At 47.4% G+C, this 16038-nt stretch carries 12 protein-coding genes and 1 pseudogene; all 13 read right to left on the bottom strand.

All coding sequences use genetic code 11. The features are described 5' to 3' along the window. Window positions 1-168: 168 nt before the first annotated feature. A complete protein-coding gene (gene betT / locus Xbed_RS04270) occupies window positions 169-2163 on the bottom strand; it encodes a choline BCCT transporter BetT (protein ID WP_086111699.1) in 1995 nt (664 codons plus the stop codon). A gap of 418 nt (window positions 2164-2581) precedes the next feature. Next, window positions 2582-3376 (bottom strand): hypothetical protein, encoded by a 795-nt coding sequence (locus tag Xbed_RS04275; RefSeq protein ID WP_244182404.1) that lies wholly within the window; start codon window positions 3374-3376, stop codon window positions 2582-2584. Between the two features lie 21 nt (window positions 3377-3397). Next, the gene (locus Xbed_RS04280; RefSeq protein WP_086111700.1) at window positions 3398-5326 is read right to left on the bottom strand and encodes a lipase family protein; all 1929 of its coding nucleotides are present in this window, start codon (window positions 5324-5326) and stop codon (window positions 3398-3400) included. Further along, window positions 5323-5613 (bottom strand): hypothetical protein, encoded by a 291-nt coding sequence (locus Xbed_RS04285; protein ID WP_244182405.1) that lies wholly within the window; start codon window positions 5611-5613, stop codon window positions 5323-5325. Before Xbed_RS04285 ends, Xbed_RS04280 begins: the two co-directional genes overlap by 4 nt. Window positions 5614-5618: 5 nt before the next feature. Then, window positions 5619-5819, bottom strand: a pseudogene (locus Xbed_RS04290) (type VI secretion system tip protein VgrG); the annotation flags it as partial. Between the two features lie 182 nt (window positions 5820-6001). Continuing rightward, complete coding sequence (gene nuoN, locus Xbed_RS04295; RefSeq protein ID WP_086111701.1) at window positions 6002-7459, bottom strand: NADH-quinone oxidoreductase subunit NuoN; 1458 nt, start codon at window positions 7457-7459, stop codon at window positions 6002-6004. 6 nt (window positions 7460-7465) lie between these two features. Next, window positions 7466-8986, bottom strand: a complete 1521-nt coding sequence (nuoM, locus tag Xbed_RS04300; RefSeq protein ID WP_086111702.1) for an NADH-quinone oxidoreductase subunit M — start codon at window positions 8984-8986, stop codon at window positions 7466-7468. Window positions 8987-9005: 19 nt separating this feature from the next. Continuing rightward, window positions 9006-10850, bottom strand: coding sequence for an NADH-quinone oxidoreductase subunit L (gene nuoL, locus Xbed_RS04305; RefSeq protein WP_086111703.1), 1845 nt, complete (start codon window positions 10848-10850; stop codon window positions 9006-9008). Then, window positions 10847-11149, bottom strand: coding sequence for an NADH-quinone oxidoreductase subunit NuoK (gene nuoK / locus Xbed_RS04310; protein WP_086111704.1), 303 nt, complete (start codon window positions 11147-11149; stop codon window positions 10847-10849). Before nuoK ends, nuoL begins: the two co-directional genes overlap by 4 nt. After that, window positions 11146-11676, bottom strand: coding sequence for an NADH-quinone oxidoreductase subunit J (gene nuoJ / locus Xbed_RS04315; protein ID WP_086111705.1), 531 nt, complete (start codon window positions 11674-11676; stop codon window positions 11146-11148). Before nuoJ ends, nuoK begins: the two co-directional genes overlap by 4 nt. 12 nt (window positions 11677-11688) lie before the next feature. Continuing rightward, window positions 11689-12231: an NADH-quinone oxidoreductase subunit NuoI gene (gene nuoI / locus Xbed_RS04320; RefSeq protein ID WP_086111706.1), complete on the bottom strand. Its 543-nt coding sequence runs from the start codon at window positions 12229-12231 to the stop codon at window positions 11689-11691. Window positions 12232-12247: 16 nt separating this feature from the next. Next, on the bottom strand, window positions 12248-13225 hold the full coding sequence (gene nuoH, locus Xbed_RS04325; protein ID WP_086111707.1) for an NADH-quinone oxidoreductase subunit NuoH: 978 nt from the start codon (window positions 13223-13225) through the stop codon (window positions 12248-12250). Next, window positions 13225-15948 carry an NADH-quinone oxidoreductase subunit NuoG gene (gene nuoG, locus Xbed_RS04330; protein ID WP_086111740.1) on the bottom strand — a complete coding sequence of 908 codons (2724 nt, stop codon included), beginning with the start codon at window positions 15946-15948 and terminating at the stop codon, window positions 13225-13227. Before nuoG ends, nuoH begins: the two co-directional genes overlap by 1 nt. Window positions 15949-16038: the final 90 nt, after the last annotated feature.

The following is a 16038-nucleotide window of genomic DNA, read 5'->3' on the forward strand; positions in this document are numbered from 1 at the left end:
TTTAATGGAAAGAATACAGAATAATATATTGACTTTATCGGTTAATAACCGTTCATATTGGATTTTAGAGAATTTTATCAATTTCTAAAAAAATCCCCGGATTGAAATTCCGGGGATTTTTTTGTTTACGCACTGTTTTGTTTACCGACTATTTTTTACGGACCAGTCTTAACGAACCAAATGCAAAAAGTGGATATGCTTCTCGTATTGATCCAAAATATCATGGATGATCTGTTCTTGGGTCCATCCCATTAAATCGTAATCCTGCCCGCCCTCTTTAAGGTAAACTTCGGCACGATAATATTTCTGTTCTTCACTTTTTTCATCATCTTCAAAACCCGAAAAAGCAAATGCCGGTTGAATATAACCCCTTAAACGCACTTCATACACGAAGTTAAGGTTTTCACCAAAGTCCACTTCCAGATGAATGCGATCACCCACTTCATCATTGATCACGGCGGCTTTGTTTTGCTTCTCCAACTCTTCAGCTACCATCTCCATTGCGTTTTGGATGACTTCGTTCATAAAACGTTTCACCTGCGAGCGCTTAGGGTAGTAGACGATGTTTCTCAGCCTCCGCTGCCATGGAATCGGGTTGCGACTGGCTGGCGGTGCAATTGTGGTCATTTGCTGGCTATCTTTTTTGTAGGCGTCAACCCGTAATGCTTTGAGCAAGCCATAAATCGATATCAACAGAATGACTGAGAAAGGAAGTGCACTGGCAATCGTGACGGTTTGCAAGGCAGACAGCCCTCCCGCAACCAGTAGCGAAATGGCAACAACCCCCATTAGCGCTGCCCAGAAGATCCTTTGCCAGACAGGAGTATGGTTAGCACCGCCAGAAGCCAGGGTATCAACCACCATGGCGCCAGAATCCGCAGAGGTGACAAAAAACATCACGATCATGACCATGGCAATGAATGACAGAACGGTAGGAAACGGGAAGTATTCTAAAAAGTTAAATAGCGCCAAAGAAACATCTGATTGTACTACGTTAGCTAATTCTTTTGCCCCTTTATTGGCGATCAGGTCAATGGCGCTATTACCAAAGGCCGTCATCCACATCAGGGTGAAACCGCTGGGTACGAATAAGACGCCAGTCACAAATTCCCTGATTGTCCGGCCTCGGGAAACTCTCGCGATAAACATGCCAACAAACGGAGACCACGATAACCACCATCCCCAATACAGTAATGTCCATCCTCCCAGCCAATGACTGGATTTGGGTTCATAAGCATAAAGATTAAATGTTTTGCTGACAATTTCCGACAGGTAACCGCCCGTGTTCTCCACAAAGGATTTCAGCAAGAGTACCGTTGGCCCCAAAGCCACGACCAGAACCAACAATAAAAACGCCAAGCCCAAATTCAATTCAGAGAGGATGCGGATGCCTTTATCCAGACCAGAAACAACAGAAAGCGTCGCCAGTGCGGTAATTGCAATAATCAATATGATCTGTACGGTTTCATTGATTGGCACATCAAACAGATGGTTCAGACCGGCATTAACTTGAAGAACACCATATCCCAAAGAAGTGGCAACCCCGAATACAGTACCGATAACGGCAAAGATATCCACAGCATGACCAATCGGCCCATAAATTTTATCGCCAATAATCGGGTACAGCGCAGAGCGCAAGGTTAAAGGCAAGCCATGTCGATAGCTAAAAAAGGCCAGAATTAAGGCGACAATGGCATAAATCACCCAGGCATGCAGCCCCCAATGGAAGAACGTTAACTTCATCGCTTGTTTGGCAGCAGCAATGCTTTCAGGCGTCCCCACCGGAGGTGACAAATAATGCATGACGGGTTCAGCCACGCCAAAAAACATCAGCCCGATCCCCATACCCGCAGAAAACAGCATGGCAAACCAGGAAAAATAACTGAAATCGGGTTCAGCATGGTCGGGGCCGAGTTTTATGTTGCCGTATCGGGACAGCCCCAGATAGGTGACCGAAAGTAAAATCAAAGCAACAGCAAGGATATAAAACCAACTGGCATTAACAAAAAGATCCTGCTGTAAAGCCTTAAACCATCGGTCGGCAAGTTCGGGTTTCAAACCAGCGAATGTCACCAGTGCAATGACTAAAAACGCTGAGAAGAAAAAAACTGGTGGGTTAATGTAAGTTTTAGTCTTTACCTGACCAGTATTATCTTGACTCATAATTATCCTTCAATATTCGTGTTCGACACTATCTCCTATTGACTCCAATAAGCAATTTTCACAGAGATCCTTATAAAATAAATGCAATAATAACAAATTGTTATATGCATCACCGACGGACCTTGTTCATCATTCATATGAACTACGTCAAGGGCAACCTTAACATAAAAATAAAAGTAACTGTACTTATTGTATTAATACAGCCCAACATCAGAAACCATAAATAAATCCTGTTAATTCCTGATGTCGGGATAACTTCAAGGTAAACTCTTACCATTCTCCGTAGGGAAATGCCTTCCCTTTGATAAAGTTATTAAGAGTATTACGTACCAAATTTTCATCATGGTTTTTTATTCCTGACGAGAAACTTCGATATCCTTATCTTAGTTCCTCACTTTGCGATTATGCTTATAATGGCTTATTTCCATTGCGGTTCGTTATTTATTTTCCAATAATCAATGGAGTCTCTGTTGAGATCAACTTTACCATCGGGGTATTCAACTCTGGATGGTTCTTTTCCGCTAGGGACAATAATTTTGGGCATTTTAGTTTCATCTAATATCGGTTTGTAGGTGATTTTCCATTCGTTGCCGTCTATGAGTCTTAACCCAAAATATGTTAACCCACCAGATTTACCATACAAACCTATTTGATTGGGAACATCGTAATCTTTTCTTAAAAAAGGATAAATAGTTGGTTGGTAATTAATCGTATTTAGCATTTCCTTCATACTTTCAGGTTTTTTTGCTCCATTAATGAACGCTTTTATACCAGTTCCAGTGTAGGGAATAGCTCCTTTCATTATATGTTCAACACTTATATACGAAAGAGATATTGTAATAGTATCGATTCTCCATTGACACCACCCACCTCCATATAATGGTATTTTCTCCTTAAAGTAACCTGTCTTTGGGTCAACTAGAATATTAAATTTATTCCAATGATGATTAGGATCATGATAAAGAGTACCACCCGCAGTATGATGAGCAGAAAGACACTTAACTGAGATATAACCTCCTGTTAAGCTCGGTTTGGTATTTGGTGGAACAATGCCTTCAACCGTGATCCATTTGTTTTCTTTTGGTGGAGAAAATGGCTCAGATTTATTTTTATAATCATGCCAAGAATCTGAGATGGAATTTGACAGGAAATCACATCCTGTCAGACACAGAGTTAGTGGTAATAATGTTAGTTGCATAAATTTTATTGGCATTCCTATGAGTCCTCATTATTTTTATCGTTTTTCAGAATAACGTTGCAAGGCTACTGAACCTATTTTATCATTTCGAGTAACTTCTAGCGTACTTGCTAGCTGATTATCTATTTCCATTAAAAAATAATGTTTTCTAACCTTTTTTCTATCTAGCATTGCCCGAATAGAGGCTGGTTCACTTTCTAAAAATGATAAGTCTTCATTAGGTCTTTGAGATTTTTTATCTGAGGGAAGCGCACACAGTTCTCTTAATCTCTGGTCAATATAACGTGAGTATAAGGTACTACTATGATCTAAAGCCCCTAATCCTCCTTTATCAGTAGAATTTTCATTATTATCTGAGTATAGAAAACTTATTTCTTGCTGCCTGAACTGATCTATCTTCGACTGTGCCTGTTGCTCGATAAATTCGACAGTATTTTTTTGAGTTTTTTCATTTAATGATGGTAGTAAATACAGTTTAGGTTTTGATTTTAAATAAGATGAAACATAAAAATAAACTAACTTGCCATGGTGTAAAAAAGGATCATCATTTTTGCTAAATAATTTAAAACTTTTTGCAACAAGTTTTCCTGCCAAAATTGATGGATACCATTTTGAGGCTTCTTCCGCAATAGGGCTATCGAATAATTCAATTAAGACGCCAGAAGGTGTAGCGCCTATTTGAAATGCAATATTATCCATATCCTTGTTAAAGGGTACAGAAGAAACAGTATCATTTTCATTGACATGCCGGTAGTGAGTAATATCAGCAAGCTCTTGAACCGCACTTTGGGTGAATGTACGTGGCATACCGTAAGTATAAAGGCAAGGATTATGTGCTTTGAGTTTTGCGCTATGAATTAAAGCAAGCGCACCACCTAAACTATGACCACAGATAAATAATTTTCTTCCCTTCAGTAATTTAATAATATGATCAAATATACCTATTGTCTTATCAAGCTGTAGAACCTTTGATTGATTTATAAGATGAAAACCTTCCCAAAAACCTTTATGTATTTTCCCATTTTCGATAAAACCACTACATACTCCTTTGGGAGTACAGCCTAGCTCTAGTGGCTGGAATGTTAAATCTGTTATAACATCTGTTCCACTTTCAGTACCACGCCATCCAATAATGATTTCTTTCTTGTTTGCCACATAAAAAAGTTGAGTATCTCCTTTAGGAATTGTTTGTTTTTTTGAATCAACGAATACGATTTCTGTATAACGTTCGCTAAATGGGACATCATAAACAATAGGGGAAAAAGACTGGTCGTTGATCCGATAGGGTGAGCGTGACAAGTCAAGTAACTGTTTACTAAAAAAGTGAGTTACTGAACCGAGATAGCTTTCATCATCGTTAGCATAGGTTAATATGCTCATGAGTGAGAGATTATAGGCATTAACCAGTGAATACTCTTTTTGATGATGCAACAACAAAGACCATGCCCTAAATGGACACACTTCAATAACATAGCGGTATTCACCTACATATGATGGATAAACTTCAAGACCCTGTGGTTCGCTATCAGGAAAGTGGTAACTTGGAAGAGGCTTTTCTCCTTTCCATTTTTCAATCTCTGGGATTTTATCAACCAGTTCCCCAATTTTTACATAATGATACCGACGGCCGGATTCCAGGCTTTCTTTAAAAACAGGTGAAATTGCTTTCATGGCATCGGTAGAGCGTGTGTATTCGCTGTTGCGCTTTATTCTAAGCGGACGTTGTTCCATTTCATCGGCCAATTCCTGACCGCTGAGAAATAGCCGCAGAGGAACCGCTGTTAGCTGCTCTTCGCGGATCATGCCGTTACCATCAGTTGTTCCCGTGCGCATTGTTTTACTGTTTTTCAGTGTGTAAGGCATATTGGTGATGGGTTTGTTATGCTCATCAACCAACTGAATTTCTATCTTGTTATTCAATACCTTCCGACAATCATGGCAATAAATCGAATTTTCGTTACTCATAAATCATCGCTCCTGTTATTTTTTTCTTGTTCCATCGCCAGCAGGTAATCCTGACTGGCGAGTTTTTCTACGCGGTAACCGACGGCCATTTTTTGCCGCAACCAGTGCTCAATCTGTGATTCCAGACTACCTTTAGGATTATCCAGTTGTGTGGCTATTTCACCGTGGTTTTCCCATAAATCACAATAAAGTGAACTGGTTAACACTTTCAGTCCATAAGGGGAGTGCAGCCAGGCTTGCCAGCTTATTGCGGCTGCGGTGCTTTCCGTTGTGATCGTGTTTTCCATTGTGTTTACCCTTTAACCGGTTTAATGATTAATCCCACATCCTGCTGTGCCAGTTCAGCACAAGCCAGTTGCAGCTCAATCCCGCGCCCTCTGCCGCCTGAACCCTGCCCGACATTCATCGGGGACGATAAAATGCCGCCCGGCGTGACTTTCAGAAAACTGCCGCCCACTTTCAGGGTGATTTCTGCCGCGGCTTCCAGCACTATATTCAATCAATAAAGGCGATTTATCATACACAAATATCAATAAAATTAATTAACCAATCAAATTCCATTTTTGTCTGATTTTGGCGGAATATGGGAGGGGGGTGGGCGGAGCCTTAGCACAGAATAAAAAAACCCAGCCAATAATGACCGGGTTTTTAACGTCGCTTCTTTAGGTTATTGTCTTACAAGACACTCTTCGCTTGTTGGACAATATCAATCAAGGGTTGTGGCCAAATACCCAGGATCAATACCAATAATCCAGTGAGCAGCACAACAATACCGCCAGAGGTGAATGCCCAGTTGCTGGGTGTATCGCGGTTCAGTGCTTTCGGTGCCGGCAGGTACAAGCTCACCATCACCCGCAGATAGTAATAAAGACCAATGGCACTCCCCACAACGACGGCACCAGTCAACCACCATAATCCGGCTTCAACACCGGTTGCGATAACGTAGAATTTACCGATAAAGCCGAAGGTTAAGGGAATTCCCGCCAGAGACAACATCATAATAGTCATGACTGCAGACAGGATAGGTTTGTGCCAGAACAGGCCACGGTATGAGAACAGTGAATCCGCATCCGGCCCTCGGTATGGGCTGGACATCAGGCTGACAACACCAAATGCCCCGATGCTGGCAAGCAGGTATCCCACCAGATAGATGCCCGCCGTCTCTTCTGCCAGGGTGTGATCTTTGATGGCAACCAGCACCACCAGCAAATAGCCCAGATGGGCAATGGAGGAATAACCCAACAGACGTTTGATATTGCTTTGTGTCAGCGCCAATAAGTTACCAAACAGGATAGAGGCAATCGCAATCACTGTCAGTGCAATACGCAACGTTGCACTCTCAGTGACCGGCGCTTCAAGGAATAAACGCATGACCACAGCAAAAATGGCCACTTTGCTGGCCGTCGCCAGAAAGGTCGATACCGGTGCGGGTGCACCTTGGTAAACATCCGGTGTCCACAGTTGGAAAGGCACAAGGGAGAGTTTAAAGCCCAATCCCACAATCATCATGCCCAGCCCTGCCAAGATCAGCGGTTCATGCAGTTTGCTGTCAGTTAAACTTTTACCCAGTGAGGCGAAAGACAAGTCACCCGACTCTGCATACAGCAACGCGATACCGAATAGCAAGAATGACGATGCCGCCGCAGACAACAGCATATACTTAATGCTGGCTTCCAGAGAACGTTTCTGGCGATACGCATAACCCACCAGACCAAACAACGGTAAGGTGATCAATTCAATCCCGATAAACAGTGATGCCATATGGTTGGCAGAAGAGAGCAAAATGCCCCCTACCGTTGCAATCAGCACCAGCAGATAAAACTCTTCCTTATTATCGGGATAGTTCTCCAGCCACGAGTAGGCAAATGTTGTCGTTGCAAGGCTCGCAATCAGCACAAGCGCTGTATAGAACATCGCAAAACGATCCACATGGATCAGGGGCGTGACATCCATTGGCTCCTGCTGTCCCACAAAATAGAGAGAGAACAGAGCCAGGTTAAGACCAACCACGGTCAGGATGACATTGGTGAAATGATCGCGTCGCCACGCAATGGACAGCATCACAACCACCACCGTCAATCCGACGATCAATAGCGGCAACAGTGCGATCAATTGTTCAGAAGTTATTGTCATGGCGAATTACGGCCTTGTAGTTAAAAGTGAAGCTGAATACCAATTCTGGATGTTACTCATCGCGGCGGCTGAGGTATCAAGAATGGGTTGTGGGTAGACACCCAGTATCACCAGCAAAATAACCAGCAACAGCAAAATGGAAATTTCACGAACATCCATCTGCGGCAGCGGTTTATCGGTTTTTGGCGTTCCGTAATAAGCCTTCTGCATCAGGTACAATGCGTAAACGGACGCAAAAACCAAACCAAACACGGATACCGTAGTAATCAGGGTGAAGTGGCTGAAACTGCCAAAGAGGATCATGAATTCACCCACAAAGTTACCGGTTCCCGGCATCCCCAATGTGGCGACCGCGAAAAACAGGGATATCGCAGGCAGCAGTTGAATTCTTCCCCACAGCCCCCCCATTTGACGCAGGTCACGGGTATGCAGCCGTTCATATATCTGACCACACAGAATAAACAGACCTGCGGCTGACAGGCCATGGGCAATCATCTGAATGACCGCCCCCTGATAAGCCAGTTGGCTACCGGTATAGATGGCAATCAGGACGAAACCCATGTGAGAAACACTGGTGTAGGCAATCAGGCGTTTGATGTCAGTCTGGCTAAAGGCCATCCATGCACCGTAGAAGATGCCAATGACACCCAACCACATCGCAATCGGCGCAAATTCCGCTGAGGCTTGTGGAAACAGCGGTAAACTGAAACGCAGCAGACCATAGGCTGCGGTTTTCAACAAAATCCCCGCGAGGTCAACTGAACCCGCAGTTGGCGCCTGACTGTGGGCATCAGGCAGCCAGCCATGCAGGGGAACAACCGGCATTTTCACCGCGAAGGCAATGAAGAAGCCCAACATCAGCAAATACTGCACCGTATATGACATTGGCGTATTCAACAGTTTTTCATAATTGAATGACCATTCGCCCGTGGCATCGTGATGAATGAAAGCCAGTGCCAGAATCGAAATCAACATCACCAGACCGCTGGCCTGGGTATAGATGAAAAATTTCGTCGCCGCCGTGATACGGGTTTTCCCTTCTGAACCCCGATGCCCCCAAAGTGCGATCAAGAAATACATCGGGACCAGCATCACTTCCCAGAAGAAGAAGAACAGGAACAGGTCGATGGCAAGGAAGACCCCCATCACACCACCGAGTATCCACAACAGGTTCAGATGGAAAAACCCTTGGTATGGCTGATTTTCATTCCACGAACACAGGATGGCCATTAAACCCAGTAAGGCCGTCAATACCACCATCAGCAAGGATAAACCATCCAGTGCCAGATGAATGCTAATGCCAAAGCGCGGGATCCACGGAAGCAGGAACTCTGATTGCCATTGTGGAATACCCTGTGGGTTGGTGAGTGTATAACCCCCCTGCAACCACAGTTGCAGGGAAAGTAACAGCGTCAGCCCCATCGCCAGAAGCGCTATCCAACGCGGCATACGTGTGCCGAAACGCTCCGCCTGCCAGCACAGCAGGCCCCCGATGAAGGGCAAAAGAATTAGCCAAGGTAATAGCATGGCGCAATGTGTCCCTTAATTAAACCAAAAGCAGCAGAGCTAAAACCAGCACTGCACCCAACCCCATAGAGGTAGCGTACCAACGGACTTGTCCGTTCTCACTCCAACGCAATCCTTTATTGCCCCAACGTGACAATATGGCAGGAATGTTCATCAGTGAGTTCAAAGGATCACTTTGCAACAGGCCGGTGATGCCTTTGAAGGGTTTCACAAATACCCAGTCATACAGCGCATCAAATCCCCATGCATGGAACCACCATGTGGAGAAGAAACGCCCCGGCGCGCTGTTTGCAGTCGCATTGACCACACTGCGTTTGCCAAGATACAGTGCGGCTGCCAGCAAAATACCGATAACGGCAACCACACCAGAGACAATTTCCAGTGTCACTTTGCCATCATGCCCGGTATGGCTTTCCGGTAAAACGCCCGCCAGGGGTGGCACAATCAGCGCCCCCACAAAGGTGGACAGAACCAGCAATACTGACAGCGGCAAAGTATGGGTAATGCCTTTGACCGGATGGGCGTGGGTATTCTCTTCACCGTGGAACACAATGAAAATCATGCGGAAGGTGTATAAGGAGGTCATCAATGCGCCAACCAGCCCTGCCAACATCAGGTTCATATGGCCATTTGCCAGTGCACCCCATAAGATTTCATCTTTACTGTAGAAACCGGCGGTCAACAGCGGCAGCGCCGACAAAGCAGATCCCCCCACCAGGAAGCAGAGATAAACAAACGGAATGCGTTTGCTCAAGCCACCCATCTTAAAGATGTTTTGTTCATGGTGGCAGGCCAGGATCACGGAGCCAGAAGCCAGGAACAGCAATGCCTTAAAGAACGCATGGGTCATTAAGTGGAAAATGGCCGCATCCCACGCTTGCACGCCCAGCGCCAGAAACATGTAACCAATCTGGCTCATGGTTGAGTAAGCCAATACCCGCTTGATATCCGTCTGCACCAGTGCCGCAAAACCTGCCAGCAGCAGGGTAACGGCACCAATCACACCGACCAAGTGCAGAATGTCTGGCGCCATCAAAAACAGGGCATGGCTGCGGGCGATCAGATAAACCCCGGCGGTGACCATCGTAGCCGCATGGATCAGGGCAGAAACCGGGGTCGGACCCGCCATCGCATCCGCCAACCATGTCTGCAACGGCAATTGCGCTGATTTACCGACTGCACCACCCAAAATCATCAAGGTTGCCCACGTGATCGCCGTGGAGCCTGCTTCGATGTGTTGTGGTGCCAGTACCGCCAGTTCGCGGAAGCTCAACGTGCCCAGTTGGTCGTAAAGGATAAACATCCCGATGGCAAGGAACACATCACCCACACGGGTCACGATGAAAGCCTTCATTGCCGCTGCACCATTGGCCGGGGTTTTATAGTAGAAACCGATCAACAGGTAACTGCACAGACCTACGCCTTCCCAGCCGAGGTACATCAGCAGCATGTTATCTGCCAGCACCAGTACCACCATGCTGGCGATAAACAGGTTGGTATAAGCGAAGAAGCGGGAATAACCCTCTTCACCGCGCATGTACCATGAAGCGTAAATGTGGATCAGGAAACCAATGCCTGTCACCACACTCAACATGGTCAGTGACAGCCCGTCCAGTACCAGATTCACCGGGATGCTGAAATTCCCCACGGCCATCCAGTTCCACAATGTCTGGCTGTAAACCTGTTCCCCTGCCTCATTCTGGGCAAGGAAATCAATCCCCGCCCAAAGCGTGACCAGTGCTGCCAGCCCAACCGAACCAATCCCAATGGTGGCTGACAGATTTTCAGACCAGCGGCCACGGGAAAATGCCAATAGCAAAAATCCCAGCAGTGGCAGCAGAATTGTTAAGTAGAGTAAGTTCATCCGCGCATCTCACTGACTGTATCAATATTCAGGTTTTGGCGACGACGGTGCAACTGTAGTAACAGTGCCAAACCGATGCTCGCCTCGGCGGCTGCCAGCGTAATGGCCAGAATGTACATCACCTGCCCATCAGGCTGGAGCCAATAGCTGCCGGCAACGACAAACGCCAGCGCTGAAGCATTGATCATGATTTCCAGCCCGATCAGCATAAATAACAGATTGCGGCGGATAATCAGGCAGGCGAAGCCCAACATAAACAAAATGGCCGCCAGAATAAGACCATGGTGTAACGCTATCATTGTTGGTCCTCCACTCGATTGCTGATCACTTCACCTTGTCGATTTTCACGACCGATATGGTAAGCCACCACCATGCCGGCCAGGAGCAGCAAAGAGGCCAGCTCAACGGCCAGGACATAAGGGCCAAACAAGCTGATGCCCACTTCCTTGGCACTGACCACCTCACCGCTGATTTCTGCGGCGGGCAGGGTACTGATGGCATAAATCAGCACAACCAACAGGGCGATGGACAGGATAGACGGGCCGATCCAGGCTCTGGGCTGTAACCATGCCCGCTCCTGTTCGACAACCGATTTTCCCAGGTTCAGCATCATGACAACGAAGACGAACAACACCATGATTGCCCCCGCGTAAACGATGATCTCCAGTGCACCGGCAAAATAAGCGCCCAGTGAAAAAAATACCACGGACAGTGCCAGCAAGGAGATAATCAGGTACAGCAATGCGTGTACCGGATTGGTATGGGTTATCACCCTGAGTGTTGCGAGGATGGCAACCAGCCCTGCGACATAAAATGTCAATTCCATGAATATCGCTCCTTACGGCAACAGGCTTTTAACGTCGATGGGCTTGGCTTCATTATCGCCTTCGCCTTTATCTTTTCCGTCAATCGCCATACCTGTCTTACGGTAAAAGTTATAATCAGGATATTTTCCCGGCCCTGAAATCAGCAGATCTTCTTTTTCGTACACCAGATCCTGACGCTTGAATTCACCCAGCTCAAAATCCGGCGTCAACTGGATAGCCGTGGTTGGGCACGCTTCTTCACACAAGCCGCAGAAAATGCAACGCGAAAAATTAATGCGGAAGAATTCGGGATACCAGCGGCCATCTTTATGCTCGGCTTTTTGCAGCGAAATACATCCCACCGGACACACCGCCGCACACAAGTTACAGGCAACACAACGCTCTTCGCCGTCGGGATCGCGCGTCAGAACGATGCGTCCACGATAACGGGGGGGCAGATAAACCGGTTCTTCCGGATACATTTTTGTTTCGCGTTTATGGAAGGCATGAAGCCCTATCATCCAAATACTGCGTACCTGGGTGGCGAAACCGACCACTAACTCTTTCAATGTCATGGTTCAATTCCTCCCTTTATTGAGCGTTGTATAAAATAACTGCGGCCGTCGCCAGCATATTCAGCAGTGTTAACGGCAGGCAGACTTTCCAGCCAAACGACATCACCTGGTCATAGCGTGGGCGCGGCAATGAAGCACGGATCAGGATGAACATCATCATGAAAAATGCTGTTTTCAGCGCAAACCAGATAAAAGGAGGCAAGAGAGGCCCATTCCAGCCACCAAAGAACAGGGTGACGATTAAGGCCGATACCGTCACGATAGCGATATATTCCCCCACAAAGAATAAACCGAACTTCATGCCGGAATATTCGACGTGATAACCGTCGGCCAATTCTTGCTCGGCTTCCGGCTGGTCAAAGGGATGGCGGTGACACACCGCCACACCGGCAATGGCAAACGTCAGGAAACCAAAGAATTGGGGAATGATGTTCCACACATGTTGCTGTGAGTTGACGATATCCACCATGTTAAAGGAGCCGGCTTGTGCCACAACCCCCATCATGGACAGGCCGAGGAACACCTCATAACTCAATGTCTGTGCTGATGCCCGCATCGCCCCCAGCAGGGAATATTTGTTATTGCTCGCCCAACCCGCATATAACACGGCATAAACCGCCAGACCCGCCATCATCATGAAGAACAGAATACCGATGTCCAGGTCTGCGACCATCCACGTTGGGCTGATGGGTACAATGGCAAAGGCCAGAAGCAGTGAGCAAAACGCAATGACAGGCGCCAAGGTAAAAATGGCCCGATCAGAGAAGCGCGGTGCCCAGTCTTCTTTAAAGAACATTTTGATCATGTCTGCGACGAGCTGCAATGAACCGCCCCAGCCCACACGGTTTGGCCCGTAGCGGTTCTGGAACAGCCCCAAAATGCGGCGTTCAAAGAAGCTCATGAATGCCCCGCAGACAACCACGACCAGCAGAATGGCAACCGCTTTCAGGACAGCAATCAGGATTTCAATCACGTCGGGAGTCAGCCAGTTCATCATGCCACCTCCCGCAGGTTATTGATTGATTTACCAGCCAGAACCGGTGGAATACCCGGCATTCCCAGCGGCAAACCAACTTGCCCCTGAGCCAGATTGCCGCTTAAGCGCACGGCCAAACGCAGTTGCTGCCCTTCACAATCAAATGCCATCACCGCACCTTCTGTTACATTCAAATGCTCTGCATCTTGATGATTGATCATCACATACGGCTCTGGCATACGCTCCTGTATTACATCAGAACGCTGCGACAGTTCATCACTGCCGAACAAATGGAAATAAGGCGCAACCTGCCATTGATTTTTTTGTGCGGTGAAGGCGGCAGGAATAGTGTCAAAGTAGTTCAGCCCACCATCAACCGTTTCAATCAAACGAACCCCCGGATCACCGAAGCGCAGTTTGCCACCGACTTCAGCCTGGAATTTGTTCCATGCCTGTGGTGAGTTCCAGCCCGGCGCCCATGCAAATGGAATTTGCTGACGCGGTGCATATGGACTGTTGTTACCTTCCATAGAGAAAGCAAAGGCAGTATCGATATCCTGTGGCTGACGCTGCTCATGGACACTGACATCGGCCAACATAGCGGTGCGGCCACTGTAACGATGCGGTGAACGGGCCAGTTTCTGCCCACGAATGCGGAAGCTGGCATCCGGCGCGGCATTAACGATGTCTTTAAACTGCGGCATCGCTTTGACACAGGCTTCGATAACGTGGTCAAGTTGCGTCCAGTCAGTCTGGCATTGGGTATAGGTGGTATACAGAGAGTGCATCCAGCGCCAGCTTTCCAGCATAACGATGGATTTGTCATAGAATGCCGGTTCGTAGACTTGGAAATAGCGCTGTGCGCGGCCTTCCTGATTCACCAACGTGCCGTCACTTTCAGCAAAACTGGCGGCCGACAGAATCAGATGCGCTTTATCCATAATCGCGGTGCGCTGGTGATCAACGACGATCAGGTTTTTCAGGCTACCCAGTGCACTATCGATTTTATCCGCAGGGGCATGGCGATAGAGATCATTTTCCATCACAATGGCGGTATCTGAATCACCTTTACCGATACGCTGCAAAGCAACATCAAGCGGCTGCGCTTCCATCATCGCCAGACCCAAGCTATTGGCATAAGCGGCAACATAGGAAAGCCCAACATTGGCGCCTTTATCTTTCAGCGCCCATGCGATATTGGCAGCGGCCTGAATCAACGTATCACTCCCTGAATTGCTGCCACTGATAATCAAGGGTTTTTTCGCTTCGCGCAGGACCTGTGCAATGATGTCCACTTTGGCTTTCAGTTCATCCGGCAAGTCATTGACAGCAGGGGCAATACTGTTCAGGGCATGTGCCACAGCAAAACCAAAGCGGGCCTGATCATCAACGGGGGCACGGTAATTCCACGCCGCAACATCATCCAGCCTGGTATCATCGACACTGGTCAGGAACAGAGGGTATTTGGCGTGCTGACCAATATTCATGACCGCCGCAATCTGCCAATCGGCAACTTTTTGGGCCGCTGCCATTTCACGGGCTTTGCCCTTCACCGCCTGACGCACAGATAACGCCATACGAGCCGCCGTTTGAGTCAGATCTTCCCCTAACACCAGTACGGCGTCGTAATCTTCAATTTCACGCAGCGATGGCGTATAAACCCCACCTTGCTGGAGAATTTCCAACATCATATCGAGGCGATGCTGTTCTTCCGCTGAGATACCGCTGTAAAAGTTTTCCGCCCCGACCAATTCACGCAAGGCAAAGTTACTTTCAATGCTGGCACGGGGTGAACCGATGCCAATCACATTTTTTGCCTGACGCAAAATATCTGCGCCCCCTTGCATAACCTGCTCGGCATTCAGCGAGATCCATTGATCGCCACGCAATTGTTGTGGCTGACGAGGACGATCATCACGATTGACATAACCGTAGCCAAAACGCCCACGGTCACACATAAAATAGTGGTTAACGGTGCCGTTATAGCGGTTTTCAATTCGGCGCAATTCACCGTAGCGTTCACCGGGACTGGTGTTACAGCCAATGCTGCATTGCTGACAGATGCTGGGGGCAAACTGCATGTCCCATTTACGGTTATAGCGCTCTGAATGCGTTTTGTCGGTAAATACCCCGGTCGGGCAAATTTCGACCAGGTTACCGGAAAACTCACTTTCCAGCGTGCCACTTTCAGGACGGCCAAAATAGACGTTGTCATGAGCACCATAAACGCCAAAATCTGTCCCGTCCGCATAATCTTTGTAGTAGCGGACACAACGATAACAGGCGATACAGCGGTTCATTTCATGGGCAACGAAAGGTCCCAGCTCCTGATTCTGGTGGGTACGTTTGGTAAAACGGTATTTACGGAATGAATGCCCCGTCATGACCGTCATATCCTGCAAGTGGCAGTTTCCTCCCTCCTCACAGACCGGACAGTCATGGGGGTGGTTGGTCATTAGCCATTCAACCACACTGGCGCGGAATTGTTTTGCTTCTTCATCATCGATGGAGATATACGTGCCATCTGCCGCCGGTGTCATACAAGACATCACCAGACGACCGCGCGTATCTTCCGCGTTCTGATATTGCTTTACCGCACACTGGCGGCAAGCGCCAACGCTTCCCAGTGCCGGATGCCAGCAAAAATAAGGTATATCAAGCCCCAATGAGAGGCAGGCTTGCAACAGGTTATCAGCCCCGTTTACATCATAATTTTTGCCGTCTACATGTATCGTAGCCATAGTCAGCATGCTTCCCAATGGCCTGCCGTGGCAGGCGTTAATCAAAATTCTGCTTTCGCACTGTTTTTACAAGCTATATTCGTTTCTACA

Origin of the sequence: Xenorhabdus beddingii, assembly GCF_002127545.1 — a bacterium.
Classification (GTDB): domain Bacteria; phylum Pseudomonadota; class Gammaproteobacteria; order Enterobacterales; family Enterobacteriaceae; genus Xenorhabdus; species Xenorhabdus beddingii.

Coding starts and splice junctions, on each gene's coding strand:
- betT (WP_086111699.1), bottom strand. CDS start 2,163: ATGAGTCAAGATAATACTGGTCAGGTAAAGACTAAAACTTACATTAAC.
- Xbed_RS04275 (WP_244182404.1), bottom strand. CDS start 3,376: ATGCCAATAAAATTTATGCAACTAACATTATTACCACTAACTCTGTGT.
- Xbed_RS04280 (WP_086111700.1), bottom strand. CDS start 5,326: ATGAGTAACGAAAATTCGATTTATTGCCATGATTGTCGGAAGGTATTG.
- Xbed_RS04285 (WP_244182405.1), bottom strand. CDS start 5,613: ATGGAAAACACGATCACAACGGAAAGCACCGCAGCCGCAATAAGCTGG.
- nuoN (WP_086111701.1), bottom strand. CDS start 7,459: ATGACAATAACTTCTGAACAATTGATCGCACTGTTGCCGCTATTGATC.
- nuoM (WP_086111702.1), bottom strand. CDS start 8,986: ATGCTATTACCTTGGCTAATTCTTTTGCCCTTCATCGGGGGCCTGCTG.
- nuoL (WP_086111703.1), bottom strand. CDS start 10,850: ATGAACTTACTCTACTTAACAATTCTGCTGCCACTGCTGGGATTTTTG.
- nuoK (WP_086111704.1), bottom strand. CDS start 11,149: ATGATAGCGTTACACCATGGTCTTATTCTGGCGGCCATTTTGTTTATG.
- nuoJ (WP_086111705.1), bottom strand. CDS start 11,676: ATGGAATTGACATTTTATGTCGCAGGGCTGGTTGCCATCCTCGCAACA.
- nuoI (WP_086111706.1), bottom strand. CDS start 12,231: ATGACATTGAAAGAGTTAGTGGTCGGTTTCGCCACCCAGGTACGCAGT.
- nuoH (WP_086111707.1), bottom strand. CDS start 13,225: ATGAACTGGCTGACTCCCGACGTGATTGAAATCCTGATTGCTGTCCTG.
- nuoG (WP_086111740.1), bottom strand. CDS start 15,948: ATGGCTACGATACATGTAGACGGCAAAAATTATGATGTAAACGGGGCT.